Raw genomic sequence first — 15710 nt, forward strand, 5'->3', positions numbered from 1 at the left:
GTTTTAAAAATTCCCATGGCATATTTAAACCAGGGCATAGATGTTTGAGGTAAGATTAGTTAATAGAAAATACGCCCAGGCTATCCTCACTACTCTACGTGATAAGAACACCAGCCAGATAGAGTTCCGCAAGGGGCTAGTGAGGTTAGGACGGATACTTGGATTAGAAATAATCGAGGACCTTGAGTGCGAAACAATTGAGGTTGAAACACCGCTGGGCACTAAGGTACATGGCTGTAGGATTAAGGATTTAGACAACATTATAGTAATCACAGTGCTTAGAGCGGCTTGGCCTCTAACCGAGGGATTAATTAAGATCCTGTATACAGCTAGACAGGGGGTAGTCGTTGCTAGGCGTGTAGAGGAGAAAGGGATGAAGGCTGGATCCTTCGAGATAGAAGTATCCTATGTGAAAACACCGAGAATAACGAGCAGGGATATAGTTGTCATAAGCGATGTAATGGTTGCCACGGCTTCGACACTGGTGAACGTGTTGGAGAAAATAAGGGAAAGGGGGGCGGCTAAGAAATACTATGTAGCATCAGTTATAACGACACCACACGCTATAAGCAGGTTGAAGAAGTATGCTGAGGAATCCGGGGTGGACTTAAAACTATACGCTATCGCGGTTGACCCAGAGATAAATGAAAAAGGATACATAGTCCCCGGTCTCGGGGACGCTGGAGATAGGGCATTCGGCTCTTAGCCAAATACCCGTGTAATCCACTCCATATCCAGTTTTTTATATCTCTCAAGGCTTCCCACATCAAACCATTCCCCATTATATATGTATGCCTTGACCCGGTATCCATTGATAATAAGCCATGGCACGAGATCCCCCATGAAGTCGAAGTCCTTGCCCAGCTCATCCTCTAGCTTCAGCTCCAAGATATGTGGCTCTATAACGGCGATGCCTATTGTGGCATTTATATCGAGTTCGGGCTTCTCCCTCATCTCCACAATATTGTTATCGCTATCTATCCTCACTACTCCAACAGGGACACGATATCTATTGGTTACAACCAGTGTTACATCGCTTTTTGATTCGACATGATATTTAAGTAGGTCTTGAATGTCCAGGGGAGCCAGTATATCCCCGTACCATATAAGCGTTCTCCTATTTACCAAGCCCTCCCTGTAAGCCTTCAGTATTGAGCCCCCTGTATTAGTGTAGCCGTTTGCCTCGTCGATGGAGTACCTTATCCTGACTTTGAAGCGGGAGCCGTCTTCGAAGTAGTTATAGATATACCTCCACTTATAGTTAACTAAGAACACCATGTCTTCTACGCCGTGTTTTCTAAGCCATTTCACGATTAACTCTAGTACCGGTTTCTCATTGTTTCCAACAGGTATCATTGGTTTAGGAATTATATCGGTATAGGGACGGAACCTCTCACCCTGACCCCCTGCCAGTATAAGGGAGGTGATGTTTGCGGACAAAATGATCCACCGCTGATTAACCATCATTTATTTTTCTCCAGATTAGCTAATAAGTCTTCTGGCCAACCGGTTGAAACAGCGTTTGAATATCGTGTAAGCTATGATGCCCCTTGCATACACCTCGATAAACATCGCCGTCCAAGGACCTAGCACCCCTAGAGACTTCACCAGGATTAGTGAGGGGACGACCCTGAATAATAGTAGGGAAACAGTATTAGCGATAAATGGTACCCTGGTGTTACCAGCTCCCCTTATAGCACCACTGGAGACCATTGCTAATCCTAGACCGAACTCGCTGAATCCTGCTAGAATGAGGTAGAGTGATGCTAGCTCGCGGATCTCACTTGTCGGCGCGAAGGGGGCTGTAATATAGTAGCTGGATAAAGCAACTACAGCACCCAGCAACCCCATTAGTGAAGCCCCCATATATATCACCTTTTCCCCCATCCTCTTAGCACGGTTGAAATCCCCCTCGCCAACATGCCTTCCAACAATCGTTGAGGCCGTCATAGCGAATGCGAAGCCCGGCATGTATATTATACTCTCGATTCTAAGCCCGATATTATGGGCCGCCATAACTGTATTGCCTAACCTTGATATTACTCCAGCATATATATTGTTTCCCAGCGAGACAACACCTCTCTCTATGAAGGCTGGCAACCCAAGGTCTATTATTTTCCTTAGCAGAATAAATGAGCTAGGCCGCATGGGTAGCAACTGGAGTTTCCCTAGGTAATATAGCTGGACCGGTATAACTAAGAATGAAGCAATGACTGACGCCCATGCTGCACCAGCAACTCCAAGCCTTGGGAAGCCTGCCAACCCGTAGATCATTATAGGGTCTAGAATAATGTTGGAGACTAATCCAATAGTATTTGATATTAATGATATATCTGATCTCCCGCTGGCTATGAAAACCGTGTCGAATGACGCTGAAACAAAGAATATTACAAAGCAGGCGACCCTTATTCTGAGATAATCCAGTGTATATTGGAATGCGAGGCCGGCTGCCCCTGACTGTACGGTGATAAGTAGCGGTGCTGCCATGTAGAATATAACGGATAGAAAAACCACGTATATGCTTCCCTCGATCAGGATTTCACCGGTTATAAGCCTGGTTTTATCCCTATAACCTGCTCCAATACTCTGCGAGACCAGTACGAGTAAGGGTGTTTGAAACAATGTAAAGAAGACCTGTAATAGCATTAGTAAGTAGCCTGCGATACCCACTGCGGCTAATGCTTCACTACCAAGGTCTTTAACGAAGAATGTATCAGTCAATGAGTAGAGGCTGTTCGCCAACTCCACGAATACCAGTGGTAATGAGATTCTTAGAGAAGACTTTACCTCTGGATCGTTTAGGAGCTTTGAGAAATAATTCTTCATTACCCTGCACCCTGGAGTATTCTCATAATGTATTCAGCAATGTATTCACCGCCATTACGGTATTTCGGCGGCTTTAATAACGGCGCTTCCCTAATGGCTTCCTCCAGGCTCCCGGGATCAACGCTCTCCAGGTATATAACGCCTAGTTTCCTAGCTAGGGTAATGGAGTCCTCTCTGGGTGCAGCGAGCTTGTGTCTAGGGGAATACACCATTATAACGGGTTTACTGTATGAGAGCCTGGCTGTTAAGGCTGTTGTGCCTGGGTAATGAGTAATCACCAGGCTTGCCCCAGCTATCCACTTATGTATATCGCTAGTATACTGGAATACTATCCATTCTGGATGCCTCCTCTTATACGGCTCCGGATCTACATCGCCTGTTTGTAGGACTATTTTCCTACCTGGTTCCAGCCTATCCAACGTGTCAAAGAGTGCTTTATGCCCGAAGGTCCCTGTGGTGACTAATATGTAGCCTTCATTCCTTGATTCATATATTGCAGGCTCGTATACTGGCCCAGCTACTATACCCCTCCTATACAGCTGTAGTTGTTCATCCCAGTGAAGAAATACCTCTGCACCCAGCCTATAGAGAATGCTTGTAGCTCTGGACCTCCTAGTGAACCTTGCTACATCCTCAATCGTTAAGATCCTTGAATCCTTCAGCCAGCAGACTAGTGATGGAGGTATAGAAAAATTCGAGCCTGATGCAAACACCACTGGATATTTATTATTCCTACATAACTTTACCGACTCACCGAACGCCTGGAGCCACCTCGCCATCCCCTTGTAAAGAGGCTCAGCCGGTCTCCTTGGTAATGTGACCTCGTATACTTCTCCAAGTCCCCTTAACTTCTCTTTAACCCAGTCATAACCCTTGGGCACAAGGATATCTAGCTCCACGCCTTTCTTAACCAGGTAATACCCAATAGTATAGGCGAAGCCGCTGTGCCCGCCGTAGCCAGCTATTAATAATACCCTGGACACTGGCACCCCCTTATAGCTGTAGCTCTAGTAGTGTTGGAGCCGGATAAATATATAATTGGAACCATTAATTAACTATCGATTAGATTTTAAGGTTGCTATCTAAGCAGGTACCATATTGTTTTACCCAGCCCATAGTTTTTGAAGAGGCGATCATGCATGAGCGTAATGTTTAACACCAATATAGAGCATAGATTAAGAAGTGCCCGTGAAGGCTTTGTCAGGTCCGCTGTACTCTCATTCGTAGGGCTCATTATTGAATTAATAATAGTTGTAATAGCCCCCAGTATAATTCTCTTAACAGATCTACTCCATTGGAGCGTTGACACAGTGCTCGAGGTAATATTTCTATTGGTTATATACTTAGCGAGTAGAATCGGAAGGAAATTCCCTTGGTCCATTGTAATAATCGAGAGCATCTCTGTTACGCTGGCTCTGCTGGTTATCCTGGGGCTTTATGGTTATTTCTTCCTAGATTACCTTTCCTCTATAGTGGGGATAGGGAAAGTATCCACAAGCAACCTAACACCGTTGATAGCCACCGTAAGTGGAGGAGTAATCACACTCCTGATGCATGTTATACAAAAGAGAAATTATCAACGGTATAAAATAGAATTATTGAAACTGGACGCCCAGCACGCCCTAATAGACTTCATAGCCTCTATACTGGCGTCGCTCGGTATAGTTTTAACGTATTTAAGTAAAAACTACTCGGTCGAGCTCTTATTCACATTCATATCAATGATATTCGTTGCACACAGTCTCTTCGAGGTCTTCAAAGACGTTGTGAAGACATTGAGCGGGGCCAACATAGACTATGAATTAAGGGCAAGGGTAAAAGAGCTATTGATAGATGAGTATAAAAACAAGAACCTAGAGATAGACGATGTCGACGCTAGGAAAATAGGCTCCTTCTACATTGTCTCAGTGAAAATACTTGTGGATCCAGATACAACGATAAATGAAATCCATGATTTAAGGAGGAGGATCACGAGATCCATCAGGAACTCCTCTGAACTAATATACCATGTTGATGTAAGATTCTATCCAAGGTATAAGGCTAAAGCAAGGCTTAAAGGGAAACGGAGGAAAAAGCTTGGTTCATAGTGTTCGTAGAAACAGGTTGCCGCGCCTCCACGGCTTTAATAACTGATTGTTCTATTTATTCAGAGGAATATCGGGACATTTATTATCCTCGGACTCCTCCATTAATTGTGTTTTCGCGAATCCTTGTTTTAAATCGGTGAGGCTGCGTTTAACTAGTCTTATGTATTTCCGCGTTGGATGAAGCGCGATATTTAGATATGCCCTGACTATAGCTGCAACCGTTGCCTCCTGTAGTATTATTGTTTGATCACTTAATTTGAGTATCAATCTAACATGTCGGTGTCCCTCAGGTATGCATGCCACTATTTCCTCGACATCTTCATTCCTATATATCTTAATCCCGTGGCTCATCTAGATCCACTACTATAAGCTTATCGCTTAACCCAGGTATATTTTTCAGGAAAGAGTATTCTGGTGTGGCCACTAGGTATGTGTATATATGCGTGGAGCATAATCTATTAAAGGCGGAGAGATATAGTTCTAGGCGTGGCTTACTGCAGTTATCGACGAGGCTGGATAATCTAACAGTGCCTATGCTCTCGTGTATAAGTAGCCTGAGCGCTTCGTCCAGTATCCCAGCATGGCTGGCCTGTATTTCAGTGTTCTTAACGGCTTCTTCAGCTAGCCTGAGGGCATTTAATAACTTGGCTTCACTGCCAGCTAATCTTATACCTTTCACGATTAATCTCTCAATTTCGCCTTGAAGCCTCTGATATTCGATGTATTCTTCATCACTTACATTCATGCCGCGGAGCTTCTTCAGTCTCTCACTGAATCTCAGGAGCTTTGAGATCACGACGCTTAGCTCTAGCACTGGCTCTCCAGCACCCATGATCCTCGATAAAGCAGTGTAAACGGTGATCACATGTTGATCCTCTATGCCACAATCATTTATTATTACCAATATGCTGAAGCACCTCGTGCTCGAGGCGAAACTAGCTAGGTACCTGTATAGCCTCAGTAACCTGTTAACGGATTCCTCAAACACTAGTAATGGTGGAACCAGCTGTATAATATGCACCGGGATCGATGACTCCCTACCATACTTGTTAACCAGTATAGGATCTGTGAAAACCATCTTGATGTAGGGCTCGCATGCCTCAATCCTGAAAGAATTACTCTCCCACGCCTCAATCAGGTCTTTAACCAACTCGTTAATCTTCATTTTATGTAGCCCTATAACTAGAATCCAGGTATTCCAGTCTCCTTACCAATAGTACTTAGCTCCAGGTGCTTAATAAATAGATCTCTATCCCAGCATAGAATGCTTCCCTTGCAGAGAGTCTTTAATGCTCCTGCAGCCACTCCATGTCTAAGAGCTATCATCACATTCCTTGTATCAATATACGATGCGTTGAAGAATGCATTGAATGCGTCGCCAGCTCCTGTTGTATCAACCGGGTTGCCCAGGGGTTTTACATGTGCGTGATATATACTGCCATCCCCTAGTACAGCAGTCGCCCCCTTACTGCCTAGTTTAATCACTAAGACTTCTACTCCTAGTTTAAATAGTTCACCTGGCTTTATTTTACTAGTTAACTCCTTGAATTCACTACTATTCAGGAAGAGTATGTCTACGTGCTTTAACACTGTCTCCAATGTTTCCCGCTGGGTATTCACGTAGATTCCCGGGTCAAAGCTTACCATTGCTCCATGAACCCTCTCTGCGATTCCGGCTGCTTTTTCAGGGTGTAAAGTAGCCATGTGAACTATGCTGGCTGAATCAAGTATTTCCTGGCTTATCTTATCCGGTGATAGATACGCGTTAGCACCGAGGCTCCTAATCATAGATCTTGAGCCATCCGGGTAGATCACTGATATAACTATCCCTGGTGATGCATTGATGTATGCTACATGCGATATGTCAACGCCTAGTCTCCTTATTGATTCCAGGTGGGTTTTCACCAGTAGGTGATCCGCAACCGATGCTATAAGTATAGCCCTGTGTCCATAGTGCGATGCAGCTACAGCATAATTCGAGGCTGCCCCACCAGGCCTTATATCGATTTCCCTTGCGTTCACGCTTTCATCTATTCCCGGCGCTTTATCAATGTAGACGGCTATGTCTATGTTGAAATTACCTATGCTTACATGTATCGGGGTACCCATATATAGCCACGGCTCTCCTAGTGTTTAGATGCGGCTTGCTTAATAATTGATGCACTTATATATTTCTTACCCCTCCGCTTAACCTCTTCATCCCATTCACTCAGTATTTTCACTGCTTCATTAGCTACTTTTATAGCGTCTTCTACCCCGGCGTTCACCACGAATTCCTCGGTCTCCCTATTAGCTATGGCTGCACACACGGCTCCGGCTCTGAGCCCATATATATTTGCAAGCGTGAAGATTAAGGCTGCCTCCATCTCAAAGTTTAACACGTTAATGCTCCTGAGATACTGTATGAGCCCTCTTTGAAACGGGGGTAGGTAGTCCTTGAAGCCGGGTCTCTCCTGCCCCACGTAGAAGCTATCGCTACTGGCCGTTAACCCCACGTGATACCTTACTCCAAGGGTTTCAGCAGCCTCTATGAGTGCTAAGACTACATCATAGCTTGCTACAGCAGGGTATTCAGGCATAACATAGTGTTTACTGGTTCCCTCTAACCTGACTGCTCCAGTGGATATTATTATATCTCCCACGCTTATACTCCTTGTGAGAGCCCCGGTTGTCCCAACCCGTATAAACGTATCCCCACCCACTCTTACAAGCTCCTCTATAGCTATCGCTGTAGCCGGCGCTCCTATACCGGTACTGGTGGCTGAGATAAATACTCCCTTATAATAGCCGCTATACGTCACGTATTCTCTATGCTTCGCAACGCTCCATGCCTTATCCCAGAAGCTAGCTATCCATGGCACTCTATCGGGGTCCCCGGGTAAGAGAATGTAACGGCTTACATCCCCCGGCTTCACTTGTAAATGGTATTGTCTACCCTCTCCGCTCTCGGGGCGACTCGCACTCTTGAGCCTCTCACTCATGACATCGCCCCCTGTATTTTACTTTATATCTTCTTCGAATATTTCAGTATTTAAAGTAGTGATATCTATGATCCCGTAGGTATGTCTCCCAGTTATGTAGCCGCATGCTTCGCCCGGGTTTAATACTAGCTTGCCATTTATGTGCTTACTCCTAGCTATATGGGTGTGCCCGTAGAGCAGTATATCGGTGTCGATGGATTTAGCGAGGGCGTCTACTATTTTCTCTGTTGTGGATGCGTCTCCGTATCCGTGCATTATAAATATTCTTCTACCCTCTATCTCCAGTATGGTTGGCTCGCTATAGAACATCCATCCATAGCTCGAGGACAGCTTATTCAATAGGTATACATCGCCATCGTTATTTCCCTTAACAATAATAAGTTTAATATTCCCGATCTCCTCCCTTACGGCTTTAAGGGTGAATGGGCTCACAATGTCTCCGAGGTGGATTATGAGCTCTACGTTATGGTTGGATAACCTTCTAAGAATCCTCCTGGTTGCATGAATATTGTCGTGTGTATCGCTTAATACGCCAATGATCATTGAGGACACCAAGGTTTAAAACGCTATGAAAAACTATTCATGATCCCAAGTAAAACTACTCAACACTAATCTTGAATCCCTCTCTTCCTTTACCCGCTTTCTTGAGTTTTACTTCTAAAACACCATTCTTATACGAGGCTTTAGCCGAGGATGGATCTACCTTACTCGGTAGCTCGACCTCCTTATAATACCTCCTGTTTGTATCACTGGCGCTGATGATAAGTGTTCTACCGTCATCGGATACCTTTACATCGATCTTATCCTTCTCTACACCAGGGATCTCAGCTATAACCGTGACTTCATCGCCTGATTCAAATACATCTATTAATGGCTCCCTTTCCTCCGTGATCACAGGCTTACCGCGCTCCCTCCTCATATTGCCGAACTCCCTGATCACCGGTTTTCCATCAGGGCCTATTGTTATACTGAAGCCATACACATATGGCCTTATCCCTTGTCTTTCAAGCTGGCGCTCTATCTCCCTGAGTTCTTCAGGAGTGAAGCCTCTACTGAATCTACGCATTAAATCCCACACCATTCTCTCCATGTCTTCAAACACCTTGTCTATCTCGTCGAAGAGGTCCTCGCCCCAGAATGGCCTCCTCCTTCTACGATACCACCAGTCATCCTCCACAGGGTATCACCATCACTAAAATAAATGTATCAGCCTATATTAAGTTTTTGATAATGTTTTAAACACGCTGGTGGATAATATTATTTCCTAGGTGATCACTGTGAAAATATACCATCACACTGTGAGGTTCTCGACCAATGCTCAGTTCCAGTTAATAGATGTAACGAGGATGGTTGAGGAGGCTGTGGCCAAATCAGGCGTCTTAAACGGTATCGTCCTCATCCATGCTCCTCATGCAACAGCAGCCATAATGCTTAATGAACACGAGGAGGGATTGATCAATGATATACTTGATAAGCTAAGGGATCTCACGGAGCCGGGGAGCAGAAGGTGGAGGCATAACATGATAGATGATAATGCTCATGCACACATAGGCTCAGCAATTATCGGGGCTGAGAGGATCATCCCAGTTATAAATGGGAGGATAGCTAGAGGAACCTGGCAGAATATATTTTTCGTTGAAATGGATGGACCGCGTTCAAATAGGGAGATTGTGATAACTGTTATGGGTGAGTGATATGAGGTTCTATATAGCCTGCGAGAACGAGATATTGGATGGATCCGCAACAGACGTGTACTTCACGAGGACCTATAAGATACTTAAAGCCAAGGGTGTCAGGAAGAAGGTTAGGATGGAATTCCATGTAATGAGGCTACCCAAGGGCTATGAGTGGGCTGTATATGCTGGGCTCGAGGAAGTACTCTACTTACTGAAGGATAAGCCGGTAACAGTATACTCTATGCCTGAGGGAACATTATTCAAGGCTGGCGAGCCATTGCTTATCATAGAGGGCTACTATGATGACTTCGCATTATATGAGACAGCTGTACTGGGTATACTTAGACACTACTCAAGCATAGCTAGTAAGGCGGCACGTATTAAGAGGCTTGCAATGGATAAAACAATACTCTTCTTCGGGCTTAGGGCCGTCCACCCTGTAATAGCTCCCATGGTTGATCGAGCAGCATACATCGGTGGGGCAGACGCTGTCTCAGGGGTTCTAAGCGAGAAATATCTAGGGATTAAGCCATCGGGGACAATGCCCCATGCATTAATACTGGTCTTTGGCGACCAGAGAGAGGCGTGGAAAGCATTTGACGAAGTGGTGGAGCCCAGTGTACCCAGGATTATGCTTGTAGATACATTACTCGATGAACGCGAGGAAGCATTGATGGCTGCTAAATTATTGGGTAATAGGCTACATGGTGTTAGATTGGATACACCCAGCAGTAGACGCGGCGATATGAGGCAAATAGTAGAAGAGGTTAGATGGACCCTCGATGTAAACGGGTTTAAACATGTTAAAATAGTTGTGAGCGGGGGGCTAGATGAAAAAGAAATTGTGAGGCTTAGAGACATCGTAGACGCCTTCGGTGTTGGAACAAGCATATCAATGCCTCCCAGTGTTGACATTAGTGCTGATATTGTTGAGGTATACGATAACAATGCATGGAGACCCTTCACAAAGAGAGGTAAACTACCTGGGGCAAAACAGGTATTCAGGAAAAGACCAGGGTTAAATGACATCATTACACTAATGGAGAACCCTGGTGAAGTACCCAGCGGGTACACCCCCCTCCTAGTTAAATACATTGATAATGGTGAGCTAGTGAGGAAGCCACCCAGTATAGAAGACATTAGGAGATATGTTATCGAGCAACTTAGAGAGGTGCCGGAGCCCTCTCTCGAGTAGTATTACTGCTTAAGCCTCCCAATCAACTTGCTTAACTCGGAGAGATTATTGATAGCTATATATTTTTCAACTGGATCAATCCATGGCGTATCATAGATGGATTTAAATACTTGTCTAACCAGTACTACGTGTTCCCTGAGGTCTTTCAAACCTTGTTCTATCACGGCTAGGTTCACTGGTTTATCGTCGACATATATTACTAAGTCATGAGTGCTCAGGATTTCCATGAGTGCTTGGAGCCTGGATTCAGTATTCTCCTCGACCACGTATATGTATTTGAAATAATCTGTAAACCCATCTATATAGATTCTATGTGTTTTCAACCCGTAGATGTCATCCCTGTGCCCCACGTGGTACAGGTCCACCTGATTTTTCAGGGTGTTTAATACCGGCTTCACGCCTGGGAGGCTTCTCGAATACTCTATCCTCCTCTCCCAATACCTGGTGATTAATTCGTCGAATAAACTGCTCGAGAAACCCGGGATATATCTAGGCCATAAATCCTCCCTTAATATGCCAAGGCTCTCCGTTAAGTACTCAAGGTATAGTAGTTGCCTCGCGTAATCTATAGTCGTCCCTGTTAAAGCTGGGAAGTCTTCAAGGTAGAATAATGGTACTCCCCTATAGCTATCGATGAGTACTCCATCGTAATCTAATGCAACGGCTATCTTAGCCATGTAGGGCACCCAACTTATATCAGTGTAATTCTAATTAAAATCACGGGGATAATAGCGGATGAGAGGCTTTAACCACTGTATACTGGATCACTACTACTTGAGACTGGTAAACAATTGCTTATTCGTCGTGGTAGGGAACAAGCACTTAGACTACGGTTTCATAGGGTATGTTAAATACTGTCCATCAATAACTGGTTCATCAATATGGGTGTTTAAAGGTGTTCCCTTAGAGAGGCTTGTCAAATGGTATGATGTCAGGGAGGTTCATGGCTTTACACCGTGGAAAATCTACGTGCCCCACTATGATGCAGTACTACCATATGTTCCAAGGGGTTTCATAGTTGATCTCTATGACCCGGTGGACCGCCTACTCGAGATAATTAGTTCCCCGAGAGACAGCTTGGAAGAACTCGTCGCTGGCTTCGCCCAGCAACTCAGTGGCTTAGTGAACGGGTTAACGGGGCTCGGCGTCTCAGGCTCTATCCTCCCCGGTATACATAACCCACTTTACAGCGATGTTGATATAGTGGTCTACGGGTGGAGGAGGGCAGTGGATATAGTGGAGTCGATTAGGGAGAACATAGATATATTTAAGCCATTCACCGAGGGAAAGCTATTGGAATGGGCTCACAGGATCGCCGGTAAGACAGGTTTAACACTTAAGCAGGTTTTATCCCTATATAGAAACTGGAGACGGGGCTTATTTAATGGCAGGGAGTACTCTATCCTGTACAATAATGATGTAAGCGGTTTTCTCACCAGCGAACCAGAGTTTAAAACTATTGGGAGCATACTGGCAAGGGTGGAGATTAAGGGGGGTGTAGAGGCGTTAAGCTATCCCTCAGTAAGCGGTGTCGAGTATTACACTGTCATCGAGGGCGTTAAGCCATTGATGGATGTTACATATATTGAGAGCTTTGAGTCGCTGTATACGCCCATTCTTTATGAGGGTGGTAAAGCTGTGGTAAAGGGGCTTCTCCAATGCAGCGATACTACTTGTAGAATACTAGTTGGAGGATTAGAGGAGAAAGGATTCATTGTGCCCGGTGAGACTCCTTGAACAATATACTTAGAGTGCTCGCACTCTATGAGCTAAATGCTTCAAGGACTTTATCCAGGCTTACATGTCTAGCAGCGAGAATCCTTGGCGTTGACGCAGTTATCCTTCTAGGTGACACGGTATCCCCGTTAATTATTAAATGGCTTTATGAGAAATGCAGCCTCAGAGTACTCGGGGTTACAGGTAGGCTTGACGACGAATCAATACCCCAGTATCTGAAGAGTATTGGAGGCCTACTGGACGGCAGGGTACTCGAGTTAAAGAGCTATAAAATAACGGGGCTCGGGGCTTCACCAATAGCCCAAGTACATGGAAAGATAGATGTTCTCGCCACGTTTAAACCCGGCTTCAGGATGAACTGCTGTAACATGTATAGTGATGTAGTGGGGAGAATAATAGAGGCCATGAATCCATCACTAACCTTAGCCGGGGGATGCAGAGACCCATGTATGGCTGACAAAGCGATCGCGCCGGGCAGTATTCAGAAGGATTACCTAGCATACGTGGAATTCAAGAGCGGTGACTATGTTGCGGAAATAATTAGCCTCAGGAAACTTCTACGTGATCTACACCTAGAAGCCCCGTCTTTCTAAAATAGGGTGTTTGCGAGGTTTACGTCTAGAATACATTTAAGTGATGAAGGTAGAAGACATGTAGCTTTAACTCTAACCCTGTGAAGCAGGGAGATATTTATATTTAAATACATGAATGGTGTTTAGCATTGATTGGTGCGGAAACATGGTTAAGGAATTATTCATGCCCAGAAGCATAGCCGTGATAGGTGCTAGCCGTACCCCAGGGAAAATAGGATACATAGTGCTTAGAAACATCAAGGGATACGGATTCCAGGGCAAGGTATACCCTATAAATCCTCATGCAGACGAAATACTAGGGTATAAGGCGTATCCATCGATACTAGATGTTCCGGATGAAGTCGACGTAGCCATAGTAACTGTACCAGCCGATGCAGTACCAGAAGTAATCGAGGAGTCAGGTAGGAAAGGCGTTAAAGTAGCGGTTGTAATTACATCCGGTTTCTCTGAAGTCGGTAACGTAGAGTTAGAGAACAAAATTGTTGAGACGGCTAGGAAATATGGAATGAGGATTCTTGGCCCCAATATCTTCGGATATGTGTATACACCTTCAAACATAAACGCTACCTTCGGCCCTCTGGAGGTTTCAAGAGGCAGTATAGCACTCATCTCACAGAGCGGGGCACTAGGTATAGCGTTAATGGGTTGGACGATAATGAATGAGATAGGTTTGTCAGCGCTGTTGAGCGTAGGAAACATGGCAGACCTGGATGTAGCTGAGCTCTCAGAATACCTTGCAGATGATCCCAATACAAGGGTTATAACAATATATCTCGAGGGAATAAAACCTGGCAGAGGAGGGGAATTCATTAAAAAGATGAGGGAGGTCACGTTAAAGAAGCCCGTTGTAGTAATAAAGGCAGGTAGAAGCAGGCGTGGTGCAGCGGCAGCTGCAAGCCATACTGGTAGCTTGGCAGGCAGCGATAACCTCTATGAGGCAGCATTTAAGCAAGCAGGCATTATTAGGGCATACACTGTGGAGGAGATGTTCGACATAGCCAGGGCATTCGCGGCACAACCATTGCCCAAGGGCGAGAACACTATAATAATAACTAATGGCGGCGGGGTAGGAGTCCTCGCCACCGATGCCGCGGAATTTAATGATGTGAAATTACTTGAACCAAGCCAGGAGCTCAAGGAGAAACTTAAGACTACCATGCCATGGTTCGGTAGCGCGAAGAACCCGGTTGACTTAACCGGGCAGGCCATCGTAGATAACTATGTTAAAGCATTAAAGATAGCTGCTGAATCAAGCGAGGTCGACAACATAGTCATACTATATTGTAGAACAGCTGTACTGGATCCGCGTGAACTAGCCAAGGCCATAGTAGAGCTCTATGAATCAGAGCATATAAGTAAGACGACAGTAGCCGGCTTCGTAGGCGGCGAGGACACATATGAGGCAATAAAGTACCTGAACAGGCATGATATACCCGCTTATCCATCGCCTGAGAGAGCGGTTTACGCGCTTTCAAAAATGATATGGTATAGGAGATACCTAGAGGCTAGAAAAGCCTTGCCCCAGGCTTAACTGTTTTTTCAACGGTAGCTATAACAGGTGGATCAGTATCCGTTGCCAGAAGCATTCCCTGGCTCTCATAACCCATCATTTTCTTAGGTTTCAAATTAGCTACTATGATAACGTATTTGCCTTGGAAGAACTCTGGCTGATACCATTTACCGAGTCCAGCTATAATCTGCCTCTCGCCAAGTTCCCCCAGGTCTACTATGAGCCTGATTAGCTTCTCGCTACCAGGGACTTTCTCAGCTGATTTAACCAGTCCAACCCTTAAATCGATCTTCTGGAACTCATCTATTCCAATTAATTCCATGGGAGCCACCTAGATTAGCTATTATGGTTATCCCTTAAATTACTTGATAACTCTTCAAAGACCTCGATAGGGTTTCTCTCATGAATCCTTATGCCGTGTTTCTCGATGTATTCAACTATTTCTTCATCTGGTCTCCATGGTAGAGCTTTCTTTAACTCCATGTATAGCTTTGCAAGCCGTTTCTTACCTTCATACAGTATATTGTTAACCAGCTCCACTAGCTCCGGCACCTCTTCCGGTTTAACAATGTCCTTGCTTCTCGTTCTTAAAGGCGTCGACATGTAGACTCCCGTTGTCAATTCAAGGACTACCCCCTTATCCCTGCTAAGACTTATTATACCGCTGTGTTTATAGCCGCTCAGCCTAGCTATCCTGAGTATTTTTATAGCTATGGCTAAATCCATTGCCGACAAGTGGATTATGGGCCCTGTCACGTTAAGCCATATCTTCCTGTAGACAGGTATCTTGTATAGCTCTAGTATCTCCTCTGGTTTAACCGGTGTATGCTTCTTGAAGATTACAGTGGAGTCACTTTCACGGCTCCACGGTGACCTGGAATCGCTTGCAACGATCCTACCGCTACAACTACTCATAGTATGTATCCCCTGCTCTATGTTTAAGACTATTAATAATGGCAGGAGATCCTTATCCAGGTAGCCTATCTCTAAGTCCTCCAACATTCTATGCCAAAAGGACTTCTTCCGCTTAAGCCACGTATCCTTATCTACTTTCACTATGATCATCTCTCGTTGTAGGGTACCATCTATAATTGTCTTCTCTTGG

The 15710-nt window shown here is 44.9% G+C and carries 19 protein-coding genes; 7 read left to right on the forward strand and 12 right to left on the reverse strand.

All coding sequences use genetic code 11. The annotated features are described in order from the left end of the window. The first annotated feature begins 40 nt into the window (after positions 1–40). Positions 41–706: a uracil phosphoribosyltransferase gene (upp, locus tag QXV08_RS02855; RefSeq protein WP_342784745.1), complete on the forward strand. Its 666-nt coding sequence runs from the start codon at positions 41–43 to the stop codon at positions 704–706. Here upp and QXV08_RS02860 read toward each other — a convergent pair. The 3 genes from QXV08_RS02860 to QXV08_RS02870 are packed head-to-tail and all read right to left on the reverse strand — an operon-like array spanning position 703 to position 3809. After that, positions 703–1440 (reverse strand): nucleotidyltransferase family protein, encoded by a 738-nt coding sequence (locus tag QXV08_RS02860; protein ID WP_342784747.1) that lies wholly within the window; start codon positions 1438–1440, stop codon positions 703–705. The two genes, upp and QXV08_RS02860, sit on opposite strands and share 4 nt — an antisense overlap. A gap of 42 nt (positions 1441–1482) precedes the next feature. Beyond that, a complete protein-coding gene (locus tag QXV08_RS02865) occupies positions 1483–2826 on the reverse strand; it encodes an MATE family efflux transporter (protein ID WP_342784749.1) in 1344 nt (447 codons plus the stop codon). Continuing rightward, the gene (locus QXV08_RS02870; RefSeq protein ID WP_342784751.1) at positions 2826–3809 is read right to left on the reverse strand and encodes a glycosyltransferase; all 984 of its coding nucleotides are present in this window, start codon (positions 3807–3809) and stop codon (positions 2826–2828) included. Before QXV08_RS02870 ends, QXV08_RS02865 begins: the two co-directional genes overlap by 1 nt. Positions 3810–3965: 156 nt before the next feature. On the opposite strand from QXV08_RS02870, the gene QXV08_RS02875 reads away from it, so the two are divergent. Further along, positions 3966–4913, forward strand: a complete 948-nt coding sequence (locus QXV08_RS02875; RefSeq protein ID WP_342784753.1) for a cation transporter — start codon at positions 3966–3968, stop codon at positions 4911–4913. A gap of 51 nt (positions 4914–4964) precedes the next feature. On the opposite strand, the gene QXV08_RS02880 is transcribed toward QXV08_RS02875, so the two are convergent. Genes QXV08_RS02880 through hsp20 form a run of 6 tightly spaced genes read right to left on the reverse strand, consistent with a single transcriptional unit; the run spans position 4965 to position 9071 of the window. After that, positions 4965–5264 carry a hypothetical protein gene (locus tag QXV08_RS02880; protein WP_342784755.1) on the reverse strand — a complete coding sequence of 100 codons (300 nt, stop codon included), beginning with the start codon at positions 5262–5264 and terminating at the stop codon, positions 4965–4967. Beyond that, the gene (locus tag QXV08_RS02885; RefSeq protein WP_342784757.1) at positions 5248–6078 is read right to left on the reverse strand and encodes a hypothetical protein; all 831 of its coding nucleotides are present in this window, start codon (positions 6076–6078) and stop codon (positions 5248–5250) included. The genes QXV08_RS02880 and QXV08_RS02885 overlap by 17 nt, the downstream gene beginning before the upstream one ends. A gap of 17 nt (positions 6079–6095) precedes the next feature. Beyond that, positions 6096–7022: a PfkB family carbohydrate kinase gene (locus tag QXV08_RS02890; protein WP_342784758.1), complete on the reverse strand. Its 927-nt coding sequence runs from the start codon at positions 7020–7022 to the stop codon at positions 6096–6098. 17 nt (positions 7023–7039) lie between these two features. Then, positions 7040–7894 (reverse strand): uridine phosphorylase, encoded by an 855-nt coding sequence (udp, locus tag QXV08_RS02895; protein WP_342784759.1) that lies wholly within the window; start codon positions 7892–7894, stop codon positions 7040–7042. An 18-nt stretch (positions 7895–7912) separates the two neighbouring features. Continuing rightward, positions 7913–8437 (reverse strand): metallophosphoesterase, encoded by a 525-nt coding sequence (locus QXV08_RS02900; protein WP_342784761.1) that lies wholly within the window; start codon positions 8435–8437, stop codon positions 7913–7915. Between the two features lie 55 nt (positions 8438–8492). Further along, complete coding sequence (gene hsp20, locus QXV08_RS02905; protein WP_342784763.1) at positions 8493–9071, reverse strand: archaeal heat shock protein Hsp20; 579 nt, start codon at positions 9069–9071, stop codon at positions 8493–8495. 100 nt (positions 9072–9171) lie between these two features. Between hsp20 and QXV08_RS02910 the strand changes: the two genes are divergently transcribed. Further along, positions 9172–9588, forward strand: a complete 417-nt coding sequence (locus QXV08_RS02910) for a secondary thiamine-phosphate synthase enzyme YjbQ (RefSeq protein ID WP_342784765.1) — start codon at positions 9172–9174, stop codon at positions 9586–9588. Between the two features lies 1 nt (position 9589). After that, positions 9590–10765, forward strand: coding sequence for a nicotinate phosphoribosyltransferase (locus QXV08_RS02915; protein WP_342784767.1), 1176 nt, complete (start codon positions 9590–9592; stop codon positions 10763–10765). A gap of 2 nt (positions 10766–10767) precedes the next feature. Here QXV08_RS02915 and QXV08_RS02920 read toward each other — a convergent pair whose 3' ends face one another. Next, positions 10768–11442 carry a phosphatase gene (locus QXV08_RS02920; RefSeq protein WP_342784769.1) on the reverse strand — a complete coding sequence of 225 codons (675 nt, stop codon included), beginning with the start codon at positions 11440–11442 and terminating at the stop codon, positions 10768–10770. Positions 11443–11500: 58 nt separating this feature from the next. Between QXV08_RS02920 and QXV08_RS02925 the strand changes: the two genes are divergently transcribed. The 3 genes from QXV08_RS02925 to acs all read left to right on the forward strand — a co-directional run bounded on the left by QXV08_RS02925 (position 11501) and on the right by acs (position 14626). Further along, entirely contained in the window at positions 11501–12502 is a 1002-nt protein-coding gene (locus tag QXV08_RS02925) for a hypothetical protein (RefSeq protein ID WP_342784771.1), read from the forward strand. Continuing rightward, a complete protein-coding gene (locus QXV08_RS02930; protein ID WP_342784773.1) occupies positions 12499–13095 on the forward strand; it encodes a phosphoesterase in 597 nt (198 codons plus the stop codon). Before QXV08_RS02925 ends, QXV08_RS02930 begins: the two co-directional genes overlap by 4 nt. Before the next feature lie 145 nt (positions 13096–13240). Continuing rightward, entirely contained in the window at positions 13241–14626 is a 1386-nt protein-coding gene (gene acs, locus QXV08_RS02935) for an acetate--CoA ligase alpha subunit (RefSeq protein WP_342784775.1), read from the forward strand. On the opposite strand, the gene metG is transcribed toward acs, so the two are convergent. Further along, a complete protein-coding gene (gene metG, locus QXV08_RS02940) occupies positions 14601–14927 on the reverse strand; it encodes a methionine--tRNA ligase subunit beta (protein WP_342784777.1) in 327 nt (108 codons plus the stop codon). The genes acs and metG overlap by 26 nt on opposite strands. Positions 14928–14941: 14 nt before the next feature. Then, on the reverse strand, positions 14942–15670 hold the full coding sequence (locus tag QXV08_RS02945) for a tRNA-wybutosine modification methyltransferase TYW3 (protein ID WP_342788043.1): 729 nt from the start codon (positions 15668–15670) through the stop codon (positions 14942–14944). Between the last annotated feature and the right edge of the window lie 40 nt (positions 15671–15710).

Source organism: Desulfurococcus sp. (assembly GCF_038881575.1).
Taxonomy (GTDB): Archaea; Thermoproteota; Thermoprotei_A; order Sulfolobales; family Desulfurococcaceae; genus Desulfurococcus.

Excerpts from the sequence above, each read along its gene's own strand:
- QXV08_RS02915 (WP_342784767.1), top strand. The coding sequence starts at position 9,590 with ATGAGGTTCTATATAGCCTGCGAGAACGAGATATTGGATGGATCCGCA.
- QXV08_RS02900 (WP_342784761.1), bottom strand. The coding sequence starts at position 8,437 with ATGATCATTGGCGTATTAAGCGATACACACGACAATATTCATGCAACC.
- metG (WP_342784777.1), bottom strand. The coding sequence starts at position 14,927 with ATGGAATTAATTGGAATAGATGAGTTCCAGAAGATCGATTTAAGGGTT.
- QXV08_RS02920 (WP_342784769.1), bottom strand. The coding sequence starts at position 11,442 with ATGGCTAAGATAGCCGTTGCATTAGATTACGATGGAGTACTCATCGAT.
- QXV08_RS02890 (WP_342784758.1), bottom strand. The coding sequence starts at position 7,022 with ATGGGTACCCCGATACATGTAAGCATAGGTAATTTCAACATAGACATA.
- udp (WP_342784759.1), bottom strand. The coding sequence starts at position 7,894 with ATGAGTGAGAGGCTCAAGAGTGCGAGTCGCCCCGAGAGCGGAGAGGGT.
- QXV08_RS02945 (WP_342788043.1), bottom strand. The coding sequence starts at position 15,670 with ATGATCATAGTGAAAGTAGATAAGGATACGTGGCTTAAGCGGAAGAAG.
- upp (WP_342784745.1), top strand. The coding sequence starts at position 41 with ATGTTTGAGGTAAGATTAGTTAATAGAAAATACGCCCAGGCTATCCTC.
- QXV08_RS02925 (WP_342784771.1), top strand. The coding sequence starts at position 11,501 with ATGAGAGGCTTTAACCACTGTATACTGGATCACTACTACTTGAGACTG.
- QXV08_RS02885 (WP_342784757.1), bottom strand. The coding sequence starts at position 6,078 with ATGAAGATTAACGAGTTGGTTAAAGACCTGATTGAGGCGTGGGAGAGT.
- acs (WP_342784775.1), top strand. The coding sequence starts at position 13,241 with ATGGTTAAGGAATTATTCATGCCCAGAAGCATAGCCGTGATAGGTGCT.
- QXV08_RS02875 (WP_342784753.1), top strand. The coding sequence starts at position 3,966 with ATGAGCGTAATGTTTAACACCAATATAGAGCATAGATTAAGAAGTGCC.
- QXV08_RS02880 (WP_342784755.1), bottom strand. The coding sequence starts at position 5,264 with ATGAGCCACGGGATTAAGATATATAGGAATGAAGATGTCGAGGAAATA.
- QXV08_RS02865 (WP_342784749.1), bottom strand. The coding sequence starts at position 2,826 with ATGAAGAATTATTTCTCAAAGCTCCTAAACGATCCAGAGGTAAAGTCT.